The 15,635-nt window shown below is 68.5% G+C and carries 17 protein-coding genes; 9 read left to right on the top strand and 8 right to left on the bottom strand.

Annotated elements, in window-relative coordinates; all coding sequences use genetic code 11:
• Nucleotides 1–68: 68 nt before the first annotated feature.
• From istB to K4S16_RS47075, 4 genes are all read right to left on the bottom strand, one after another.
• Nucleotides 69–929, bottom strand: coding sequence for an IS21-like element helper ATPase IstB (gene istB / locus K4S16_RS38635; RefSeq protein WP_235037357.1), 861 nt, complete (start codon nt 927–929; stop codon nt 69–71).
• Nucleotides 929–2,179, bottom strand: coding sequence for an IS21 family transposase (istA, locus tag K4S16_RS38630; protein ID WP_149264039.1), 1,251 nt, complete (start codon nt 2,177–2,179; stop codon nt 929–931). Before istA ends, istB begins: the two co-directional genes overlap by 1 nt.
• A gap of 106 nt (nt 2,180–2,285) precedes the next feature.
• Nucleotides 2,286–2,549, bottom strand: coding sequence for a hypothetical protein (locus tag K4S16_RS38625; protein WP_149264038.1), 264 nt, complete (start codon nt 2,547–2,549; stop codon nt 2,286–2,288).
• Complete coding sequence (locus K4S16_RS47075) at nt 2,534–2,944, bottom strand: helix-turn-helix domain-containing protein (RefSeq protein ID WP_375708365.1); 411 nt, start codon at nt 2,942–2,944, stop codon at nt 2,534–2,536. Before K4S16_RS47075 ends, K4S16_RS38625 begins: the two co-directional genes overlap by 16 nt.
• Before the next feature lie 467 nt (nt 2,945–3,411).
• Here K4S16_RS47075 and K4S16_RS38615 point away from each other — a divergent pair, with 467 nt between their 5' ends.
• Nucleotides 3,412–3,738 (top strand): hypothetical protein, encoded by a 327-nt coding sequence (locus K4S16_RS38615; protein ID WP_149264036.1) that lies wholly within the window; start codon nt 3,412–3,414, stop codon nt 3,736–3,738.
• 136 nt (nt 3,739–3,874) lie between these two features.
• On the opposite strand, the gene K4S16_RS38610 is transcribed toward K4S16_RS38615, so the two are convergent.
• A complete protein-coding gene (locus K4S16_RS38610) occupies nt 3,875–4,072 on the bottom strand; it encodes a hypothetical protein (RefSeq protein WP_149264035.1) in 198 nt (65 codons plus the stop codon).
• A 511-nt stretch (nt 4,073–4,583) separates the two neighbouring features.
• Between K4S16_RS38610 and K4S16_RS38605 the strand changes: the two genes are divergently transcribed.
• Nucleotides 4,584–5,048 (top strand): hypothetical protein, encoded by a 465-nt coding sequence (locus tag K4S16_RS38605; RefSeq protein WP_149264034.1) that lies wholly within the window; start codon nt 4,584–4,586, stop codon nt 5,046–5,048.
• Nucleotides 5,049–5,620: 572 nt separating this feature from the next.
• On the opposite strand, the gene K4S16_RS38595 is transcribed toward K4S16_RS38605, so the two are convergent.
• Complete coding sequence (locus tag K4S16_RS38595; RefSeq protein WP_149264033.1) at nt 5,621–6,262, bottom strand: MBL fold metallo-hydrolase; 642 nt, start codon at nt 6,260–6,262, stop codon at nt 5,621–5,623.
• A gap of 79 nt (nt 6,263–6,341) precedes the next feature.
• Between K4S16_RS38595 and K4S16_RS38590 the strand changes: the two genes are divergently transcribed.
• The 7 genes from K4S16_RS38590 to K4S16_RS38560 all read left to right on the top strand — a co-directional run bounded on the left by K4S16_RS38590 (nt 6,342) and on the right by K4S16_RS38560 (nt 13,448).
• Nucleotides 6,342–6,764 carry a MarR family winged helix-turn-helix transcriptional regulator gene (locus K4S16_RS38590; protein ID WP_200842360.1) on the top strand — a complete coding sequence of 141 codons (423 nt, stop codon included), beginning with the start codon at nt 6,342–6,344 and terminating at the stop codon, nt 6,762–6,764.
• 559 nt (nt 6,765–7,323) lie between these two features.
• On the top strand, nt 7,324–8,079 hold the full coding sequence (heR, locus tag K4S16_RS38585; protein WP_149264032.1) for a heliorhodopsin HeR: 756 nt from the start codon (nt 7,324–7,326) through the stop codon (nt 8,077–8,079).
• A 334-nt stretch (nt 8,080–8,413) separates the two neighbouring features.
• The gene (locus K4S16_RS38580; protein WP_149264031.1) at nt 8,414–9,316 is read left to right on the top strand and encodes a LysR family transcriptional regulator; all 903 of its coding nucleotides are present in this window, start codon (nt 8,414–8,416) and stop codon (nt 9,314–9,316) included.
• Between the two features lie 199 nt (nt 9,317–9,515).
• Nucleotides 9,516–10,406 carry an MBL fold metallo-hydrolase gene (locus K4S16_RS38575; protein WP_200842358.1) on the top strand — a complete coding sequence of 297 codons (891 nt, stop codon included), beginning with the start codon at nt 9,516–9,518 and terminating at the stop codon, nt 10,404–10,406.
• Between the two features lie 47 nt (nt 10,407–10,453).
• A complete protein-coding gene (locus K4S16_RS38570) occupies nt 10,454–11,749 on the top strand; it encodes an ABC transporter substrate-binding protein (RefSeq protein WP_200842357.1) in 1,296 nt (431 codons plus the stop codon).
• On the top strand, nt 11,746–12,627 hold the full coding sequence (locus K4S16_RS38565; RefSeq protein ID WP_149264029.1) for a carbohydrate ABC transporter permease: 882 nt from the start codon (nt 11,746–11,748) through the stop codon (nt 12,625–12,627). Before K4S16_RS38570 ends, K4S16_RS38565 begins: the two co-directional genes overlap by 4 nt.
• The gene (locus K4S16_RS38560; RefSeq protein ID WP_149264028.1) at nt 12,624–13,448 is read left to right on the top strand and encodes a carbohydrate ABC transporter permease; all 825 of its coding nucleotides are present in this window, start codon (nt 12,624–12,626) and stop codon (nt 13,446–13,448) included. The genes K4S16_RS38565 and K4S16_RS38560 overlap by 4 nt, the downstream gene beginning before the upstream one ends.
• 298 nt (nt 13,449–13,746) lie before the next feature.
• Here the strand turns inward: K4S16_RS38560 and K4S16_RS38555 are convergent, their stop codons facing one another.
• Both K4S16_RS38555 and K4S16_RS38550 read right to left on the bottom strand, forming a co-directional pair.
• Entirely contained in the window at nt 13,747–14,271 is a 525-nt protein-coding gene (locus K4S16_RS38555) for a YceI family protein (RefSeq protein WP_149264027.1), read from the bottom strand.
• 269 nt (nt 14,272–14,540) lie between these two features.
• Nucleotides 14,541–15,026 (bottom strand): carboxymuconolactone decarboxylase family protein, encoded by a 486-nt coding sequence (locus tag K4S16_RS38550; RefSeq protein ID WP_149264026.1) that lies wholly within the window; start codon nt 15,024–15,026, stop codon nt 14,541–14,543.
• Nucleotides 15,027–15,635 lie beyond the last annotated feature (609 nt).

The raw sequence follows: 15,635 nt of genomic DNA, 5'->3' as shown, positions 1-15,635 counted from the left end.
TGTCAACGACGGCCGAATTCTGACCCCCTGGCGACGTCTGAAAGTTGACCCCCTGACGTTGTTGGTCGTTACTGCTCGTCGTTGGTGGTGTTGGCCGCGGGGACGCGGCCCAGGTCACGGTTCTTGAGGCGGTAGCTGTCTCCCTTCAGGCTGATGACCTCGGCGTGGTGGACGAGGCGGTCGATCATGGCTGCTGCGACGACGTCGTCGCCGAACACCTCGCCCCAGCGGCCGAACGGCTTGTTGCTGGTCACGATCAGCGAGGCCCGCTCGTAACGGGACGAGACCAGCTGGAAGAACAGGTTGGCGGCCTCGGCCTCGAAGGGGATGTAGCCGACCTCGTCGACGATCAGGACCGGGACGCGGGCGAGCCGGGTCAGTTCGTCTTGCAGCCGTCCGGCGGCGTGCGCGTCGGCCAGCCGCGAGACCCACTGGGCGGCGGTGGCGAAGGCGACGCGGTGTCCGGCCTGGCAGGCGCGGATGCCCAGCCCGATCGACAGGTGGGTCTTGCCGGTGCCGGGCGGGCCCAGGAACACCACGTTCTCGCGGGCGGCGACGAAGTCCAGAGTGCCCAGGTGGGCGATGACCTCGCGTTTGGCCGAGCGCTGGTGGTCGAAGTCGAAGTCCTCCAGGGCTTTGCGGGCGGGGAAGCGGGCGGTGCGGATGCGGGCCTCGCCGCCGTGGGCCTCGCGGGCGGCGACCTCGCGTTGCAGGCAGGCGGCCAGGAACTCCTCGTGCGTCCAGGACTCCTCCCGGGCGCGTTCGGCCAGACGAGCGGCGGCGGCGTGCAGCGACGGCGCCTTGAGCACCCGGGTGAGGTAGGCCAGCTCGGCCTCGACATTGCGGCCGCCAGTGCCCGTCACGGCGCCCGCTGCGGTGGCCTTGGTGGCGGTGGCCTTGGTGGTGGTGGCCTTGGTGCGGGGTGCCATCACGCCACCCCCTCGATGCCGGCGGCACCGATGTCCTGGACTCCCAGGAGGGCGTCGTAGTCGCTCAGCCGCCGCTGCTCGACCTCGGTGTCGGCGGGTGGCCGGGTGGTCTGCAGCCGCAGCCGCCGCATCGCCGCGGCCGCCTGGGCGTGCGCGGGGTCGGTGATGGTCTGGTGGACCGCCCAGCAGCGCGGGTGCGCGGCGACCTGCTGCCCGCCGCAGGTGACCCTCACCTCCTGCAGGTCGGCGACGACCTCGACCAGCCGGCCGATCACCGAGGGATGCACCGAGTAGTCGTTGGAGGCGATCCGGACGTAGTGGTCGCGGGCCAGCCGGGTCGAGGTGCGCCAGCCGACCACCGGCGCGACCGGCGGCAGCGGCACCATCGCCGCCATGTCGGTGACGATCCGGTCGGCGGGCCGGCACTCGATCCGCCGGTGGTGACGGACGTTGGCGCGATGCGCCAGCCAGTGGTCCAGCTGGGCGTTGAAGTCGCCTGGGTTGGTGAAGGACCGGCCCGGCAGGAACGAGGTCTCCAGATACTCGTTCGCCCGCTCGACCAGGCCCTTGGCTTCGGGGTCGGCGGGGCGGCACTGCACGATCTTGATGCCCAGGGTGCCGCGGAACGCGTTGGCCTCGGCGGTCAGGACCGGACACCCTGCCCGCCACTGCCCGATCGCGCCCTCGTTGTCCCACACCAGCGTCTTGGGCGCCGCGCCCAGCATGCCCAGCAGCGCCCACATCCCGGCGAACAGGTCTCCGGCCGCCCGCGAGGGCAGCATCCGCGCCAGCATCCACCGCGAATACCCCGACACCATCACCAGCACCGGCGGGCTGGTCTGCTGCCCGGCTCCCACCGGCACCTTCGCCGGCGGGAACCACAGATCGCATTGGGCCAGCTCACCGGGCTGATACGCCGTCCGCGACGCCGGATCGGCCGGCTTGTACTGCGGCCGCAACTGCCGGATGCGGTCCTTGAGCACCGTCATCGACCGCTCCCACCCGATCCGCTCGGCGATCACCGTCGCGGGCATGTCCGGGAACTCCGCCAAAAGCTCGCGGATCGTCGGCTCGGCCGCGTCCACGATCGAGCCCTTCCCCGCCCGCCGGTACTTGGGCGGCTCATCGGCCGCCAGCGCCCGCTTGACGGTGTTCTTCGAGATGCCCATCCGCCGGGCGATCGCCTTGATCGGCATGCCCTCCGCCCGGTGCAACCGGCGGATCTCAGCCCAGTCCTCCACCTTGATCACCCTCCACAGTGACAGTGGGGGGTCAGATTTCGGCCGTCGCCTGGGGGTCAGTATTCACGCGTCGTCGACAGACTCCACCGCCCGCGAGGCCCTGTCGAGTGAGTCGTCATGTACGGAGAGAAGGCGTGGATTCCAGATCCGTGCGGAACACCGCGTCCGGGGCTGTGGTGTGGGCGGTGCCGTCGAGCAGCAGCGCCTGCCCGCTGGGAGCGTCGGTTCGACTCGCCCGGCCGGCCGTCCTCAGCGGATGGCGGCCTCGGGAGTCCGCGGCGAGGCCGTTCCCGGCATCGTCGAACTGCCACCAGGCCACCGGCTCGGCCGTCGGGGCCGCGAGTGGCGGCGCCGTGGAGCCGCTCAGGATGAGCAGCATGGCGGCCGACAGCGCGACCGCGTATCGCCGGATCCGGTTGCGCGTCCTGCTCGCGGCCGCTCTCGGCTGTGGTCGAACCGGCCTGGTGTCGACCAGTAGGAAGGTCTGCGCGGGGGCATGGCGTGGACCGGCGGCCCGTCACCGGCCAGGCGGTCATAGACCGCCAGCCATTGCGCCGCCTCCGTCACGGCTTGTTCGGGGCCGAGGCAGGCGCGGACGAATGCTTCGACGGTTTCTCGTCGTGGCAGGGTTTCGCCTGTGAGGGCTTGGGCGATGGTGCTGCGGGGCAGCGTGTCGCCCGCTGCCTCCGCCCGCCGCTCCAACTGCCGGTAGGAGATTCCCGACCGCTGCTTCAGGTGGCGCAGGGACGAAACGAACTCTCCGCTGGACCGCATGTCCTCCGGAAAAACCATCTCCTGCGCCACGTTCCCCCCTGCCGCCCGAATGGCACCCGCCGCGTATGCAAAGAATGATGACCGCATTCAAAGATCTCTGACAAGGGGCAATGTCCCCGGGTAACGCGGCGTCGCCGGATCGTGTCCACAGGTGATCATTTTTGGTGTCCGGGAATCGGTGCCGTCCGAACGGCTGTCCGGCGCTGTCCGGGACACTGCTCTTATTCCTTTGTGCAGGCCACAGCAGGTGTCCCGGACGAAGATCCCCTTGTGGCGCAGCTGGCTCCGACGCAGGTTGCTGATGGACGCGGAAGAGCGCGTCCAGGCTCGTCCACGGTTGGGAAAGGAGGTCTCAGGGGGCCGGTATGCGTGCGCCGACAAATGCTTCGAGTGACGGATTAGCCCTTTACTCGGAGGCGGTGCGACTGCCCGGCCTTCAGAAGAGCCGCCGCACACTCGAAAAGGAGATGGAGATACCAGCTTTCGGCACGAAGAAGATCACCCGGCTCGGTCTGACGACCGTCGCCGCCATCGGCCTCGGCGTGGGCGTGGCCGCCTTGCGCACCAACAAGCCGATGAAACTGCGGGAGGGCCCGTCGGTCACCTGTGACCCCATCGGGTGGACCTCGATGCCCAAGAGCCAGAAGTTGTGGGTCCGATGCAAGTTCGTCAACGACGCGCGGAACACCTGGTACTACGTCCGTCCGGAGCCGCCCGCAGGGGAGTACTGGGACCCAGGCTGGATCTACTCCGGGAACGTCACCAACGTCTCCTCGGGGATCCCCACGTGCTGAGCACGTCCTAGGGGCGCGCACGATCTGAGCGGTTGATCGGAACGCGACCGCCGGCGGGGGTCGCCCACAGCGGGCGGCTCCCGTCGGCGTCGTCGTTTCCCATCCGGGTGTCGCCGACGTCAGGTCTCCACCTTGCTCATGGCCGCCCGTCGTGTGGTCGAGTGGGCCGTGGCGCGGGCAGCGGGAGGGCCAGACCGGTCTTGACGGTGTCGAAGTCGACCAGGGTCTCGTAGCGCTGGAGGGTGTCGGCCTTGAACAGGCGCTCGCCGAGACGGTCGCATTCGCGCGTTCTCCGCGCGGCCAGGCCGGCCACGTAGCCCCAGGGGCCCGCCACACGGCAGCACTGCTGCGGTAGGCGTCGGGTAGCGAGTGGCGGGCGGGGGAAGGCGGCTCTCAGCCCCGCCGACGCCCGCGACCTGGCCGGGGGTCGCCGAACCGATCGGCGGTCACCTCGGCACCGGGCCACCGCCGAGATGCGGCCGCGACTACCGCTCTACGTGATGGCCGTCCCGATGGGCACGCCCACCACCGCCAGACCCGGGGGACCGGCCCGCCACTCTGTTCGGGTTCAGGGGGTGATGGTGATGCAGAAGGGGTCGAGCCGTCCAGGACGTGGTCGTTGTTTCTGAACTGCTCGATGAACTCTCCGGCGGCGCGGTTGTGTTCGGCGTCCAGGGCGGGGACTGTCCTAAAGATCGTGTGGGTGGGGTGGTGATCCGGAAGGCCGGTACGTGGCCAATGGCATCAACACCGGGCACCTGGCATACGAAATCTTCACATGCTCTCCACATTTCACCACAACTTCTACATTCGAAAACTTGTCGCAGCGCGTAGCGTTTCCGCCCATGACACGCCCGCGCCCGGCGGCCTGGATCGCCATACTTGTGTTCGCCATACTCGTGACCGGCTGCATCATCGCAGTGTGGACCTTCATCTCAGAGGGAAACGCCATGAGGCAACGGGACGAGGCCCGAGCGCGCGCGACCCTGGTCGCCTATCTGGATCTCGTTCGTCAGCGCAAATGGATAAAGGCCTGCGACATGCAGGACGACACATCCGATTTGGCGATGGAAGACTGCGAGGGGTTTCTGTCGAGCGGGGCACCCCTCGTGTCCTTCGACGTTGGAGGCGCCCGCTCGACGAGTTGGAACACCGAAGGCACCTTCATCAAGTTTCCGGTTTCCCTGGTCTACGCTGACGGGAGCCACGAGCAGATCGAACTGGAGGTCGGCTCGAAGGCCAGGGGCTACCCCGACACGGTCCTCGACGGCCCGATTTCTCATACCCGCGAACGCCCGTACGAGGGGTGAACGGTGTCAGAGCCCGGTGACTGACGAGACTCAAGCGTTCGGGTCGGGCTCGTACGCAAGCGGACCTTCGACGTCCAGGTGCCTGACCAGCTCTGGGCACCGACATCACCGAGCATCCGACCGAAGAGGGGAAGCTGTACTGCGCAGCCGTACTGGACTGCTTCTCCCGCCGCATCATCGGAGCTCTTGGGGGTCGAGATCGTCGCAAAACTCGATCTACCAGGAGCTCTCTTGTCATCACTCAGGCCGCGCGGGATGCAACCGGCCCGTGACCTGCGGACTCAGGTTGGAAATTCCTCGGCGATGCAGCGTGACGTCGCCGCCGGCCTGCGGCAGGACGTGCGGCAGATGGGAGGTGTTGCGCGAGTACCTGGAGCGCGGTCGGCAGATCATGGACGCGACACCGAGGGGCGCACGTCGTCACCACCCAGGTGGGCATTCACGACGCTCGGCCACGGCCTTGACCGGTTCGCGGCTGTCATCGCCGCCACGGCGTCGAGGACGGCCCGCCGGTCGCCGTGGACGCGCGTGACCGCCTTGGGCGCCTCGTGTCGGGTCGTGGCGACGCATGTTCAGGCGATCTCGGCGGACGCGCCGGGGGTCAGTCGCTGGTAGGGGCTGCCGGTGCCGGGGCCGTTGCCGCCCAGCAGGCCGGCGACCATTGCGCCGCCGACGTCGTTGAGGGCGCCGTCGTGGACGCCGACGACCTGCCGCGGCTTCACTTCGCGCACGTAGTCGATCAGCTGCCCGGTGGTGGACCAAGGGCCGTGCACGGGCAGCAGCAGGGTGTCGATGGCCGTGTCCGGCACGGTCAGCGCGTCGCCGGGGTGAAAAAGGGCGCCGTTGACCAGGAAGCCGATGTTGGCCACGCGCGGGATGTCGGGGTGGATGACAGCGTGCCAGGTGCCGAAGACCTGCACGTCGAAGCCGGCCGCGGTGAACGCCTCGCCGTCGCCGACGACGGTCACGCGCTTGCCGAGGTCGGCGAGTCTGCCTCCGACGGCGGTGTTGGTCCACAGGAGCAGGCGCGGGTTCTCCGCGAAGGCTTGACGCAGCGTGTCTTCGGAGAAGTGGTCGAAGTGCTCGTGGGTGACCAGGACCGCGTCGGCGCCGTCGAGCGCGCGCGGATCGGTCAGGCCGCCGGGGTCGACTACCAGCCGCCGGCCGTCGGATTCGACGCGGACACAGGCGTGCCCGAACTTCGTGAGCTGCAAGGTTCGCTCCCAGATATACAACTAAGCTGTACAATCAAACTATACAACCTGGTTGTGAGGGCAAGGGTAGGGTGAAGAGGTGGACGACACACTGGCCGAAGACTTGCGGCAGGCGATCGGTGCGCTGGTACGCGCGGTGCGGGCCGTCGACACCATGCCTGGCGGCGCGGCCGCCATCCTCGGCTACCTCGACCGGGACGGCCCGCAGACCACCGCCGACCTGGCACAGCGGCGGATGGTGAGCCACCAGTCGGCCGCGAAGACGGTCAAAGAACTGCTGAGCGCCGGCCTGGTGGCCGCCGAACCGCACCCCGATGACCGTCGCAAGGTGCTCCTGCGCATCGACGAAGCCGGGCGAGAACGCCTGCGACAGGACCGCGACCGCCGCGCCACCTCATTGCACAACGCCATTCACGACACGCTCACTGTCGGCGAGCAACGGGAACTGCGGAACTGCGTGTCCCTGCTCACCCGGCTCACCGCCCAGCTGACCCGCCGTTGAGCCGCGGTGTTGAACGACCTGGTCAGCCTCATGGCGGCACCTGATCCGGAGAGGCATGGGGTCTGTGCCTGTCTCGCCGGACTGAATCTCGATCCGGCGCGTCCGGGGTGGACGTGCCTGTACCGCGGGACTTCTGCGGACTCGCGGTTGACGAAATCTGCAAGAAGCACGATGTCGTCCCAGGAGTCTTCGAGACGCCGATATTGCCGAGAACCGTACTGTGAGGATCTTGGGCTGACCGCCTGATCGGCCCGGCGACGGCCAAGCCCGTTAGCGCCCGGCCAGGGAGAAACCAACCGTGTCCGGCATCCCCGAGCCCGCTTCTGTCTGCTCCTCCGGCCACACGCCCCCGACTGGAGGTCGTTACGGTGACCGGCTCCGGAGCGCATCACCGGCCCGAGGTGGTGGCGCTGGTCTCCGAACGGGGACGCGGCGAGCGGTTGCACGGGTCCGGCGAGCAGCCTTGCGCTTCCGGAAAGCTCCAATGAGCGGGTAGTGAACGTCCCTTGGGATCCAGCGGGTAGTGACACAGCGCGACGACACTCTCCCAGGAGCAGGCATGGATCGACGTCAGCGACGGAGCCTGCGGCGCGGGAACGCGGCGGCCGCCGTGCTGCACGCCGTCCAGGCGGTGTTGATCGGCGTGCTGGCCACCGATTTCTCCCTGCCGGTCACCGCGGCCTATCTGGCCGGGCCGCCGGGAACGGCTCCACAGAACCCGGTGGTGCTGTTCAGCCTGCCGACCGGCTTCGCCGTGGCCGCCTTCCTGGCTCTGTCAGGAATCGCGCATCTGCTCGTCTGCACGGTCTGGTGGCGGCGCTACGTGCTCGACCTCGAGCGGCGACGCAACAGGGCCCGCTGGGTGGAGTACTCCCTGTCCGCTTCGCTGATGATCGTGTTGATCTCCCAGCTCGTCGGCATCGCCGACGTCGCGGCACTGATCGCCATCTTCGGTGTGAACGCGGCGATGATTCTTTTCGGCTGGCTCCAGGAGAAGTACGAGGAGCCCGCCGCTCACGGGTGGCTGCCGTTCACCTTCGGATGCATCGCCGGGGCCGTGCCCTGGATCGCCATCGTCATCTACACGATCGCACCGAAGTCGCCGTCGCAGGCCGAGCCGCCCGCCTTCGTGTACGGGATCATCGTCTCGTTGTTCGTCCTCTTCAACATCTTCGCGCTGAACCAATGGCTGCAGTACCGCGCCAAGGGACGCTGGGCCGACTACCTCTTCGGCGAGAAGGGCTACATCGTGCTGAGCCTGACCGCCAAGTCGGCCCTGGCCTGGCAGATCTTCGGCGGCACCCTGGCCGGCTGAGCCCCGGGAGAAAATTCGCTTCAGGTCCGCGGTGCCGACCACGAGCGGATGCCCCTCGTCGACCAGGTCGGCGAGCGTGTCACCGAGGGTCTGCGGCCAGGGTGCGCGCTCCATGAGCGTGGGCAGGTACCAGAAGCCGGGCTGCGGCCCCGGTACGGAACTCATCGCAGATCTCCGAACTCCGCGAGCGCGGCTGCCCGTGGCCTGTCTGCCCAGGTCGGAGCCCTGGCTCGTTACCGCGGAGAACGCCGGTCGTCACCCGCTGGTCAGCTTGCCGGTGCATCATGACCAGGCCGGTTTGTCCGGCAACGGACCTTCCGGGAGGGGGATGTGCGTGGAGCTGCGGCACCTTGAGTCGTTTCTTGCCATCGCCGACGAGTTGCATTTCGGGAGGGCCGCCGCGGCGCTGCACATCTCCCAGCCGTCCCTCAGCCAGCACCTGCAACGGCTGGAACGTTCGATGGGCGTCCGGCTCGTCGACCGCGGATCGCACCATGTCACGCTCACCGAGGCCGGTGAGGTCTTCCGCGCGGAGGCGCGGAGGCTGCTCGATCAGTTGCGTGACGCGGTCGAGATGACCAGGAAGGTCGGATCGGGGTATGCGGGCACGGTGCGGGTCGGGTTCAACTACCCGGCCGGCCGCCGGGTCCTGCCGCTCACGCTGGACCGGCTGGCCCAGGCGTACCCGCGGCTAAGGCCTGAGCTGGTCGAGAAGCGCTCCGGGCCGCAGCTGGCCGACCTCGTGGCGGGCAGGCTGGACGTCGCGTTGCTGTTCGGCGTGCCCGAGGGCCCCTACTTCGCGTCCCGAGCGCTGTTCCGTACGCCGCTGATGGCCTTGGTCGCGCCTGGTCATCCGCTGTTCGGACGGCGCTCCATGCCGTTCCGCGAACTGGCCGAGCACCGCAGCATCCTCTTCAGCCGAGAGCTGAGCCCGGCCTCGCACGACGCGCTGTCGCAGGCCGCGAAGCAGAGCGGGATCAGGCTGAACGTCACCGACGAGGTGAACGACTCGATGGCCACCGCCATGGTCATCGCCACCGGGACGGTGGTCGGGTTCGCCTCCGCGACGCGCGCGGTCGAGACGTCCGCCATGGGATTGTCCGCTGTCGCGCTGGTGGAGCCGGAGCCCACGCTGGACGTATGCGCGGTGTGGCCGGCGCGGGATTCGTCCCCGGGGGCACGCGTGTTCCTGGCAGGTCTCGAGGCGGCGGCGCCGTTCGCGGCTGTCGGTCTCTGACCGACGCGACGGGGGACCGGTCAGGTCCTCGTCGCTTGTCCGGCCGCCGTCCACCATCTGAAATCGGTGCCCCAGCCTCAGGCCGCCGACCTGTCACCGCGACGTTCCACCGAGCCGACCCTCATGGCGGCGGCGATTGGTGTACTCAATCGCCGATTCGGATTTCCTTTGTTGCCCGGGATGTGCCGCCTTGCCATGCTTGATTTCGGGCCTGCGGCATCGGCCGTGTGAACCTTTCAATCTCAGGGAAACGAGCGAAGATCAATTGATGAATTTGACGATACTCGGTTGCCGCTCGGGGATGCCTGCGGACGGTCAGGCCGGCTCGGGCTACCTGGTCTCGCTGGGGCCCGACGCGGCGCCGACCCGGCTGCTGCTGGACTGCGGGCCGGGAGTGGCGACCGCGTTGAGCAGGGTCGGCACGCCGGAGATGCTCGACGCGGTCGTCATCACCCATGTTCATCTCGACCACTGCTACGACCTGCTCCCGGTCGGCAAGACACTGCTCTCCGCGAATCTGCGCTATCCGACCGCCGGATCGCCACCGCAGGCGGATGTGCGGATATCCCGGATTCCGCTTTATGTTCCGGTCGGCTCCGCGGAGCGTTTCGAGCGGCTCGCTGAAATCTTTCCGGTCGTGACGATGCCGGCCCTTGACCGTGCGTTCGAGTTGGCTTTCGACGTCCGTGAATATGCCCCCGGTGCGCGATTCGCTGTCGGGGGCGCGGAAATCCGGTTGGAACTCCTCAAGCACGCGGTGCCGAACTGCGGTGTCCGCGTCGAAACCCCCGAGGGGATCCTCGTCTACACGGGGGACACCGGCCGTACGGCGGCACTCGACGACCTCGCCGCGGGAACCGACCTGCTGCTCGCCGAGTGCACGCTGGACGAGCCGGACTCCGGCCCCCACGGCCACCTGTGCGCCGAGGACGCGGCCGAGGTCGCCATGTCCGCCGGCGCCGGGCAACTCGTGCTCACTCACTTCGTGTCGGCCGACACCTCCTGGTTGGAGAAGAGCCGGAGACGCGCCGCCGCCCGGTTCGGCGGTCCGGTCCACATCGCCACCCCGTTCGCGAAGTTCCCTGTTTGATCCCCCTAGGAGACCCCCAAATGATCAATAAAAAGGTGCGCGCAGGCGTGAGCCGACCGCGCGTCGCTCTCGCCGTGCTGGCCGTGGCAGCGTCGTCGATCGCGGGATGCTCGTCCGGCAGCGACGCCGCCGTCGGCAAGACCGTGACGCTGTCCTTCCTCTCTTACAACTACGGCACCGCCGATCTGGGCGGAAAGGGTACGCAGGAGCTGATCGACTCCTTCGAGAAGGCCAATCCCTCCATCAAGATCGAACCGCAGGGCGTCGCCGTCGCCGACGTCCTCACCAAGCTGCGCACGTCCAGCCTCTCCGGCAACGGTTTCGATGTCGCGCAGATCGGCTGGAGCAAGATGGCGCAGGCGTACCAGAGCCTGCCGATCACACCCGTCCAGGAGATCGCCACGGCGCAGGATTGGCGGCAGACCAGCGCCGGTTTCAACCAGGCCGTCCTCGCCGCGACGCGTCACAAGGGTGTGACGGCCGCGATGCCGTACACGATGTCGGTCCCGGCGCTGTTCTACAACGCCGACCTGTTCCGGTCCGCGGGCCTGGACCCGGCCAAGCCGCCGACGACCATGGCCGAGATGAAGAGCGCCGCGCTCAAGATCGTGAAGAAGGGAGCGGAGGGCGTCTACGTCGACGCGGCCGGCGCCGGCAAGTCCGACTTCCTCACCCAGTCCCTCGTCAACAGCAACGGCGGCTCGCTCGTCGACGCCGACGGCAAGGTCACGCTCGACCAGCCGCCTGCCGTCCAGGCGATGCGGACGCTGGCAGACCTGACGCAGTCCGGGGCGCAGCCGGGTGTCAGCGAGGCCGACGCCATCGCGGCGTTCAAGGCGGGCAAGCTGGGCATGCTCGTCACCTCCACGGCGGTGCTCGCCGCCCTCGACGCGGCGGCTTCCGGCAAGTTCGAGGTGCAGGCCACCGGCTTCCCGGGCTTCGGCACCGGCCCCGCCCGCCCGACCTATTCCGGCGCAGGGCTCGCAGTGCTGTCGAAGGACCCGGCCAAGCAGCGCGCCGCATGGACGTTCGTGAAGTTCCTGACCAGCGAACAGGCGTTCACGACGATCACCGCCAAGATCGGCTATCTGCCCCTGCGGCCCGCCACGGTGACCGATCCGCGCTACCTGAAGAGCTACTTCGACAAGGACAAGCGGCTGCTTCCCACCCTGGCCCAGTTGGACCATCTCATGCCCTACACCTCCTTCAGCGGGCCGAAGGCGCAGCAGGCCGTTCTCACGCTGCAGGACGAAGCGGTGGCGCCGATCATGCTGCGGGGAGCGAACGCGCAGCAGACCATGCAGGCGACCGCGAAGACGATCCGCGGGCTGGTCGGTCAGTGAGCAAAGCGGTGCACCGGCGGTCCGGAGCCCTGGGCTACCTCAGTCCTGCCCTGGTCGTCCTCACCGTCTGGGTGTACGGGCCGCTGGTGTTCACCGTGGTGCTCAGCGTCCTGCACTGGGACGGAACCGGCACGCCCGGCTTCGCCGGGCTGGACAACTATGCCTCGCTCGTCGCCGACCGGCAGTTCCCGATGGCCATGGTCCGCACGTTGCTGCTGGTGGCCTGCCTGCTTCCGTTCGCCACCGCCGTGCCGATGGGACTGGCGATCACCTTGTGGAAGCGGCCGGGCCGGGCCGCGTCGACCTACCGCGCGCTGCTCTTCGTGCCCGTCGTCCTCGCGCCCATCGCCAACGCGGTGTCGTGGCAGTTCGTGCTCAACCCGCTGGGCGGGGTGCTCAACGAGACCCTCGGCCTGCTCGGAATCCGTCCGGTCAACTGGCTCGGCGATCCGCGCACGGCGCTGGTCGCGATCGCGCTGATCACCGCGGGGAAGATCATCGGGCTGAACGTGCTGCTGTACGGCGCCGCGCTCGACGGCCTCGACCCGCAGTCCCTTGACGCCGCGCGGATCGACGGTGCGGGCGAACGGCAGGTGACCAGGCTCGTCGTCGTGCCGCAGCTCTGGCCCGTGACCGGCCTGCTGGCCGGCATCTGCGTGATGCTGGGGGGACAGTGGGCGTTCGCCAACGTGTCGGTGCTCACGCAGGGCGGTCCCGACGGCGCCACCGACAACATCTACTACCTCCTCTACACCTACGGCTTCACGTTCTTCGACACGGGTCAGGCATCGGCCGCGGCGGTGGTGCTGATCACCGTCCTGGGCGTCCCCCTGGCGGCCCGCCGCCTGTGCCGTCGAGCCGTAGCGGTGAATTCATGATCACTTGGAGGAATCGATGGAGGCGTATCCGCTGGCATGCGTTCCTCGCGGCGGCCTGCCTCCTGATGCTGTTCCCGACGCTCTGGGCGCTGGCCGGCTCGTTCAAGCCCGTCCAGGACCTCTACGGTTCCAATCCCCTGCCGTTGCATGGAACCCTCGCGAACTACCGGGTCGCCGGCCGCCAGTTCCCGCTGTTCCGGTTGCTGTTCAACACCCTCGTCACCGCCGCGGTCGTGACGGTGGGCCAGATCACGATCGCGATACTCGCCGCCTATGCGCTCGCGCGGCTTCGCTTCCGCGGAGCACGCGTGCTCATGGCCACGGTCACGATCGCGGTGCTCGTCCCCGCGCACACGTTGATCATCCCGCAGTTCGTGTTCATCTCGCGGCTGCACTGGGTCGACAGCTTCCCAGGGCTGATCGTGCCGCAGTTCGGTGCCTGTGCCCTCGCGGTGCTCCTGCTGCGGCAGAACATCCAGGCCCTCCCCGAAGAGCTCTTCTCGGCCGCGCACATGGACGGCGCCGGCTCGTTCCGGATCTTCTGGTACGTGGTGCTTCCCCTGCTGCGGCCGGCGCTGAGCGCGGTGGCGATCCTTTCGTTCATCAATACCTGGAACGAGTACGTGTGGCCGATGGTGGCGGCGCCCAGCCCTCGGCACACCACGATCCAGATGGGTCTCACTCTGTTCACCAACACCGAGGCGAGTAATCCCGGCCCGCTCCTCGCCGCCGCGATGCTCGCCACGGTCCCGGTCATCGCGGTCTACCTCGTCGCGGCTCGCCGGATCACCGCGGCGTTTCTGCACTCCGGCCTGCGGTGACCCGGGCGAGCCCGCGATCGGACGCCACGCACCGTCATGCCGTCCACCGGGACGATCCTCGGCGGGCCGCGTGTCCGGGGAGTCTGGCCGTCCCGGCGGCGCGAACCCCTGGAACGCTGGACGAAACCGTCGGCTCGACCCGCATCATCGGCAGCACCCTTGACGCCAGGATGCCGAGACGTCGGATCTTAGTGACCGCGGGCGGTGCTGGATGCGGAGGCGGCTCTTCCGCAGGGCCGCGAGTGGGTCCCTGTGGAAGAGCCGCCCTGGAGGGCCGGTCGCGTGAAGGCGGACCTTGTCAGGGCTGTCGGATCGCCGTGGCCTCGAACTCCACCGTCACGCTCGGGCTGATCATGATCTTGGTGGCGGTGTTCCAGTTCACACCCCAGTCAGTGCGGTCGATCGTGACGCTGCCCTTGAAGCCGACTCGCGTGACTTCGTCGGTGCCCGTCAACTCAACGTCCACGGTGACCGGTCTGATCACACCCCGCATGCCGAGGTCACCGGTGACCTTGAATTTCGTGCCATCGGTCTGCTCCACCCTCGTCGAACTGAAGGTTGCGGTCGGATGGTCGGTCACCCCCAGGAATTTGGCGCGCAGGAGGTCGTCGCGCTGCGAGTTGCGGGTCTGGATGCTCCGCGTCCGGATCGTGAGCCGTACGTCGGACTTCGACGGGTGGCCGCCGTCCAGGTACAGCGCGCCCTCGAACTCCTCGAAGCGCCCGCGCACCCTGGTGGCCATCGTGTGCCGGGCGACGAATCCGATCCGGGTCTGGGCGGTGTCGAGGACGTAGTCGCCGGTCAGCTCGCTGAGATCTGTCATGCTCGGTGAATCCTTGAGGAAAGAGGTGGTGGGAAGTGCTGCCGCCCCACGGGCCTGACGTGCTTCCGGAGAGGAAGATCACCGCGCTTGCGCGTCGCCGCGGGTGAGGGGCCGTAGAACCTCAAGGGCGGGATGCTTGTCGGGGGTGCCGGATGCCGGGAACCCGCTGATCCTGCCCTCGGCGAGCTCGATCGGGGTCGCTGTGCTGCGGACGCGCGGGCCCGGCCCGGATCGGAAGATCCGGCCCGGGCCGATGTTCCCTTGTCCGGCTAACTCGCCATGTCGGCGAACGCGCCGGCCTCGTACGATCCGCCCTTCTGGTGCAGGATCACGCCGAGCCGGTTGGCCGCGTTGATCATCGCCACCAGGGACACCAGCGCGACGGTCTCGTCGTCGTCGTAGTGCTTGCGGACCTGGTCCCAGGTCTCGTCCGAGACGCCCTGGTGGGCGTCGGCGAGCCGGGTGCCCTCCTCGGCCAGCGCGAGCGCGGCCCGCTCGGCCTCGGTGAACACCGTCGACTCCCGCCAGGCGGCCACCAGGTTGATTCGGACGGCGGTCTCGCCGGCGGCCGCGGCCTCCTTGGCGTGGGCGTCGACGCAGAAGCCGCAGCCGTTGATCTGGCTGGCGCGCAACTCCACCAGTTCCACCAGGCCCTTGGGCAGCGGCGACTCCTGGATCGCGAGGCTGACGCCGGCGATCCGCTTACCGATCTTGGTGCCGAGCTCGTTGGCGAACAGGTTGAAACGAGGCTCCATGACTTCGTCCTGACTCCTTGAGGGGAGGTGCCGCGCGGGTCGTCCGCGTGGCGCCCTGACGAAACACGAGATGCCGCCGACCCGCCCCCCGTGACGCCACGTCCATGTGACCTAGGCCACCAGCCGCCCTGTATGACCGCATCTCCTCCGCGGGCTTCCGTCGATGTGCCAGGACGAAGAACCACTGCCGCCCGTGCGACCGCGACAACACGATGGTGCGATCTCCCGGGAGCCCTTCAGCGTCAATGACTTCGTGGCCGGGGGCGTCGTCCTGGAGGACGGCAAGTGGGTCGGCACCGAGTCCAGGGCGGCCTGCAAGCGGCTGTCGGACTACGTCCACGAGCACATCGCCACCTACTTCGTGTCCTGACAGCCGCCCGCCTCGGCCAGGAGCCGCACGGCTCAGCCATGCCCCACGCCCAGCGCGGCGCAACCTCAGGCGCAGCGGCGGAAGCCGCCGCGGCAGGTGGCACCCGTCAAGACGGACGCTCAACGTATGACGTGGATCAACGTTGCGGGGTGTCACGGACGGGCTGGGCCCATCCGTCCCCCGAATGCACCGCGTGATCCGTTCCGCGACGCCGACGAGCGGGCGGCCGAGGCGTCGAC

Origin of the sequence: Actinomadura sp. K4S16, assembly GCF_008327685.1 — a bacterium.
GTDB lineage: Bacteria > Actinomycetota > Actinomycetes > Streptosporangiales > Streptosporangiaceae > Spirillospora.
Note: the sequence above shows the minus strand (reverse complement) of the source record. Positions and strands in the feature narration are given on the sequence as shown.

What these genes read in the sequence shown, in the direction of transcription:
- istB (WP_235037357.1), bottom strand. Translation starts at nt 929, where the DNA reads ATGGCACCCCGCACCAAGGCCACCACCACCAAGGCCACCGCCACCAAG.
- K4S16_RS38625 (WP_149264038.1), bottom strand. Translation starts at nt 2,549, where the DNA reads ATGCTGCTCATCCTGAGCGGCTCCACGGCGCCGCCACTCGCGGCCCCG.
- K4S16_RS47075 (WP_375708365.1), bottom strand. Translation starts at nt 2,944, where the DNA reads ATGCGGTCCAGCGGAGAGTTCGTTTCGTCCCTGCGCCACCTGAAGCAG.
- K4S16_RS38615 (WP_149264036.1), top strand. Translation starts at nt 3,412, where the DNA reads ATGGAGATACCAGCTTTCGGCACGAAGAAGATCACCCGGCTCGGTCTG.
- K4S16_RS38605 (WP_149264034.1), top strand. Translation starts at nt 4,584, where the DNA reads ATGACACGCCCGCGCCCGGCGGCCTGGATCGCCATACTTGTGTTCGCC.
- heR (WP_149264032.1), top strand. Translation starts at nt 7,324, where the DNA reads ATGGATCGACGTCAGCGACGGAGCCTGCGGCGCGGGAACGCGGCGGCC.
- K4S16_RS38560 (WP_149264028.1), top strand. Translation starts at nt 12,624, where the DNA reads ATGATCACTTGGAGGAATCGATGGAGGCGTATCCGCTGGCATGCGTTC.
- K4S16_RS38555 (WP_149264027.1), bottom strand. Translation starts at nt 14,271, where the DNA reads ATGACAGATCTCAGCGAGCTGACCGGCGACTACGTCCTCGACACCGCC.
- K4S16_RS38550 (WP_149264026.1), bottom strand. Translation starts at nt 15,026, where the DNA reads ATGGAGCCTCGTTTCAACCTGTTCGCCAACGAGCTCGGCACCAAGATC.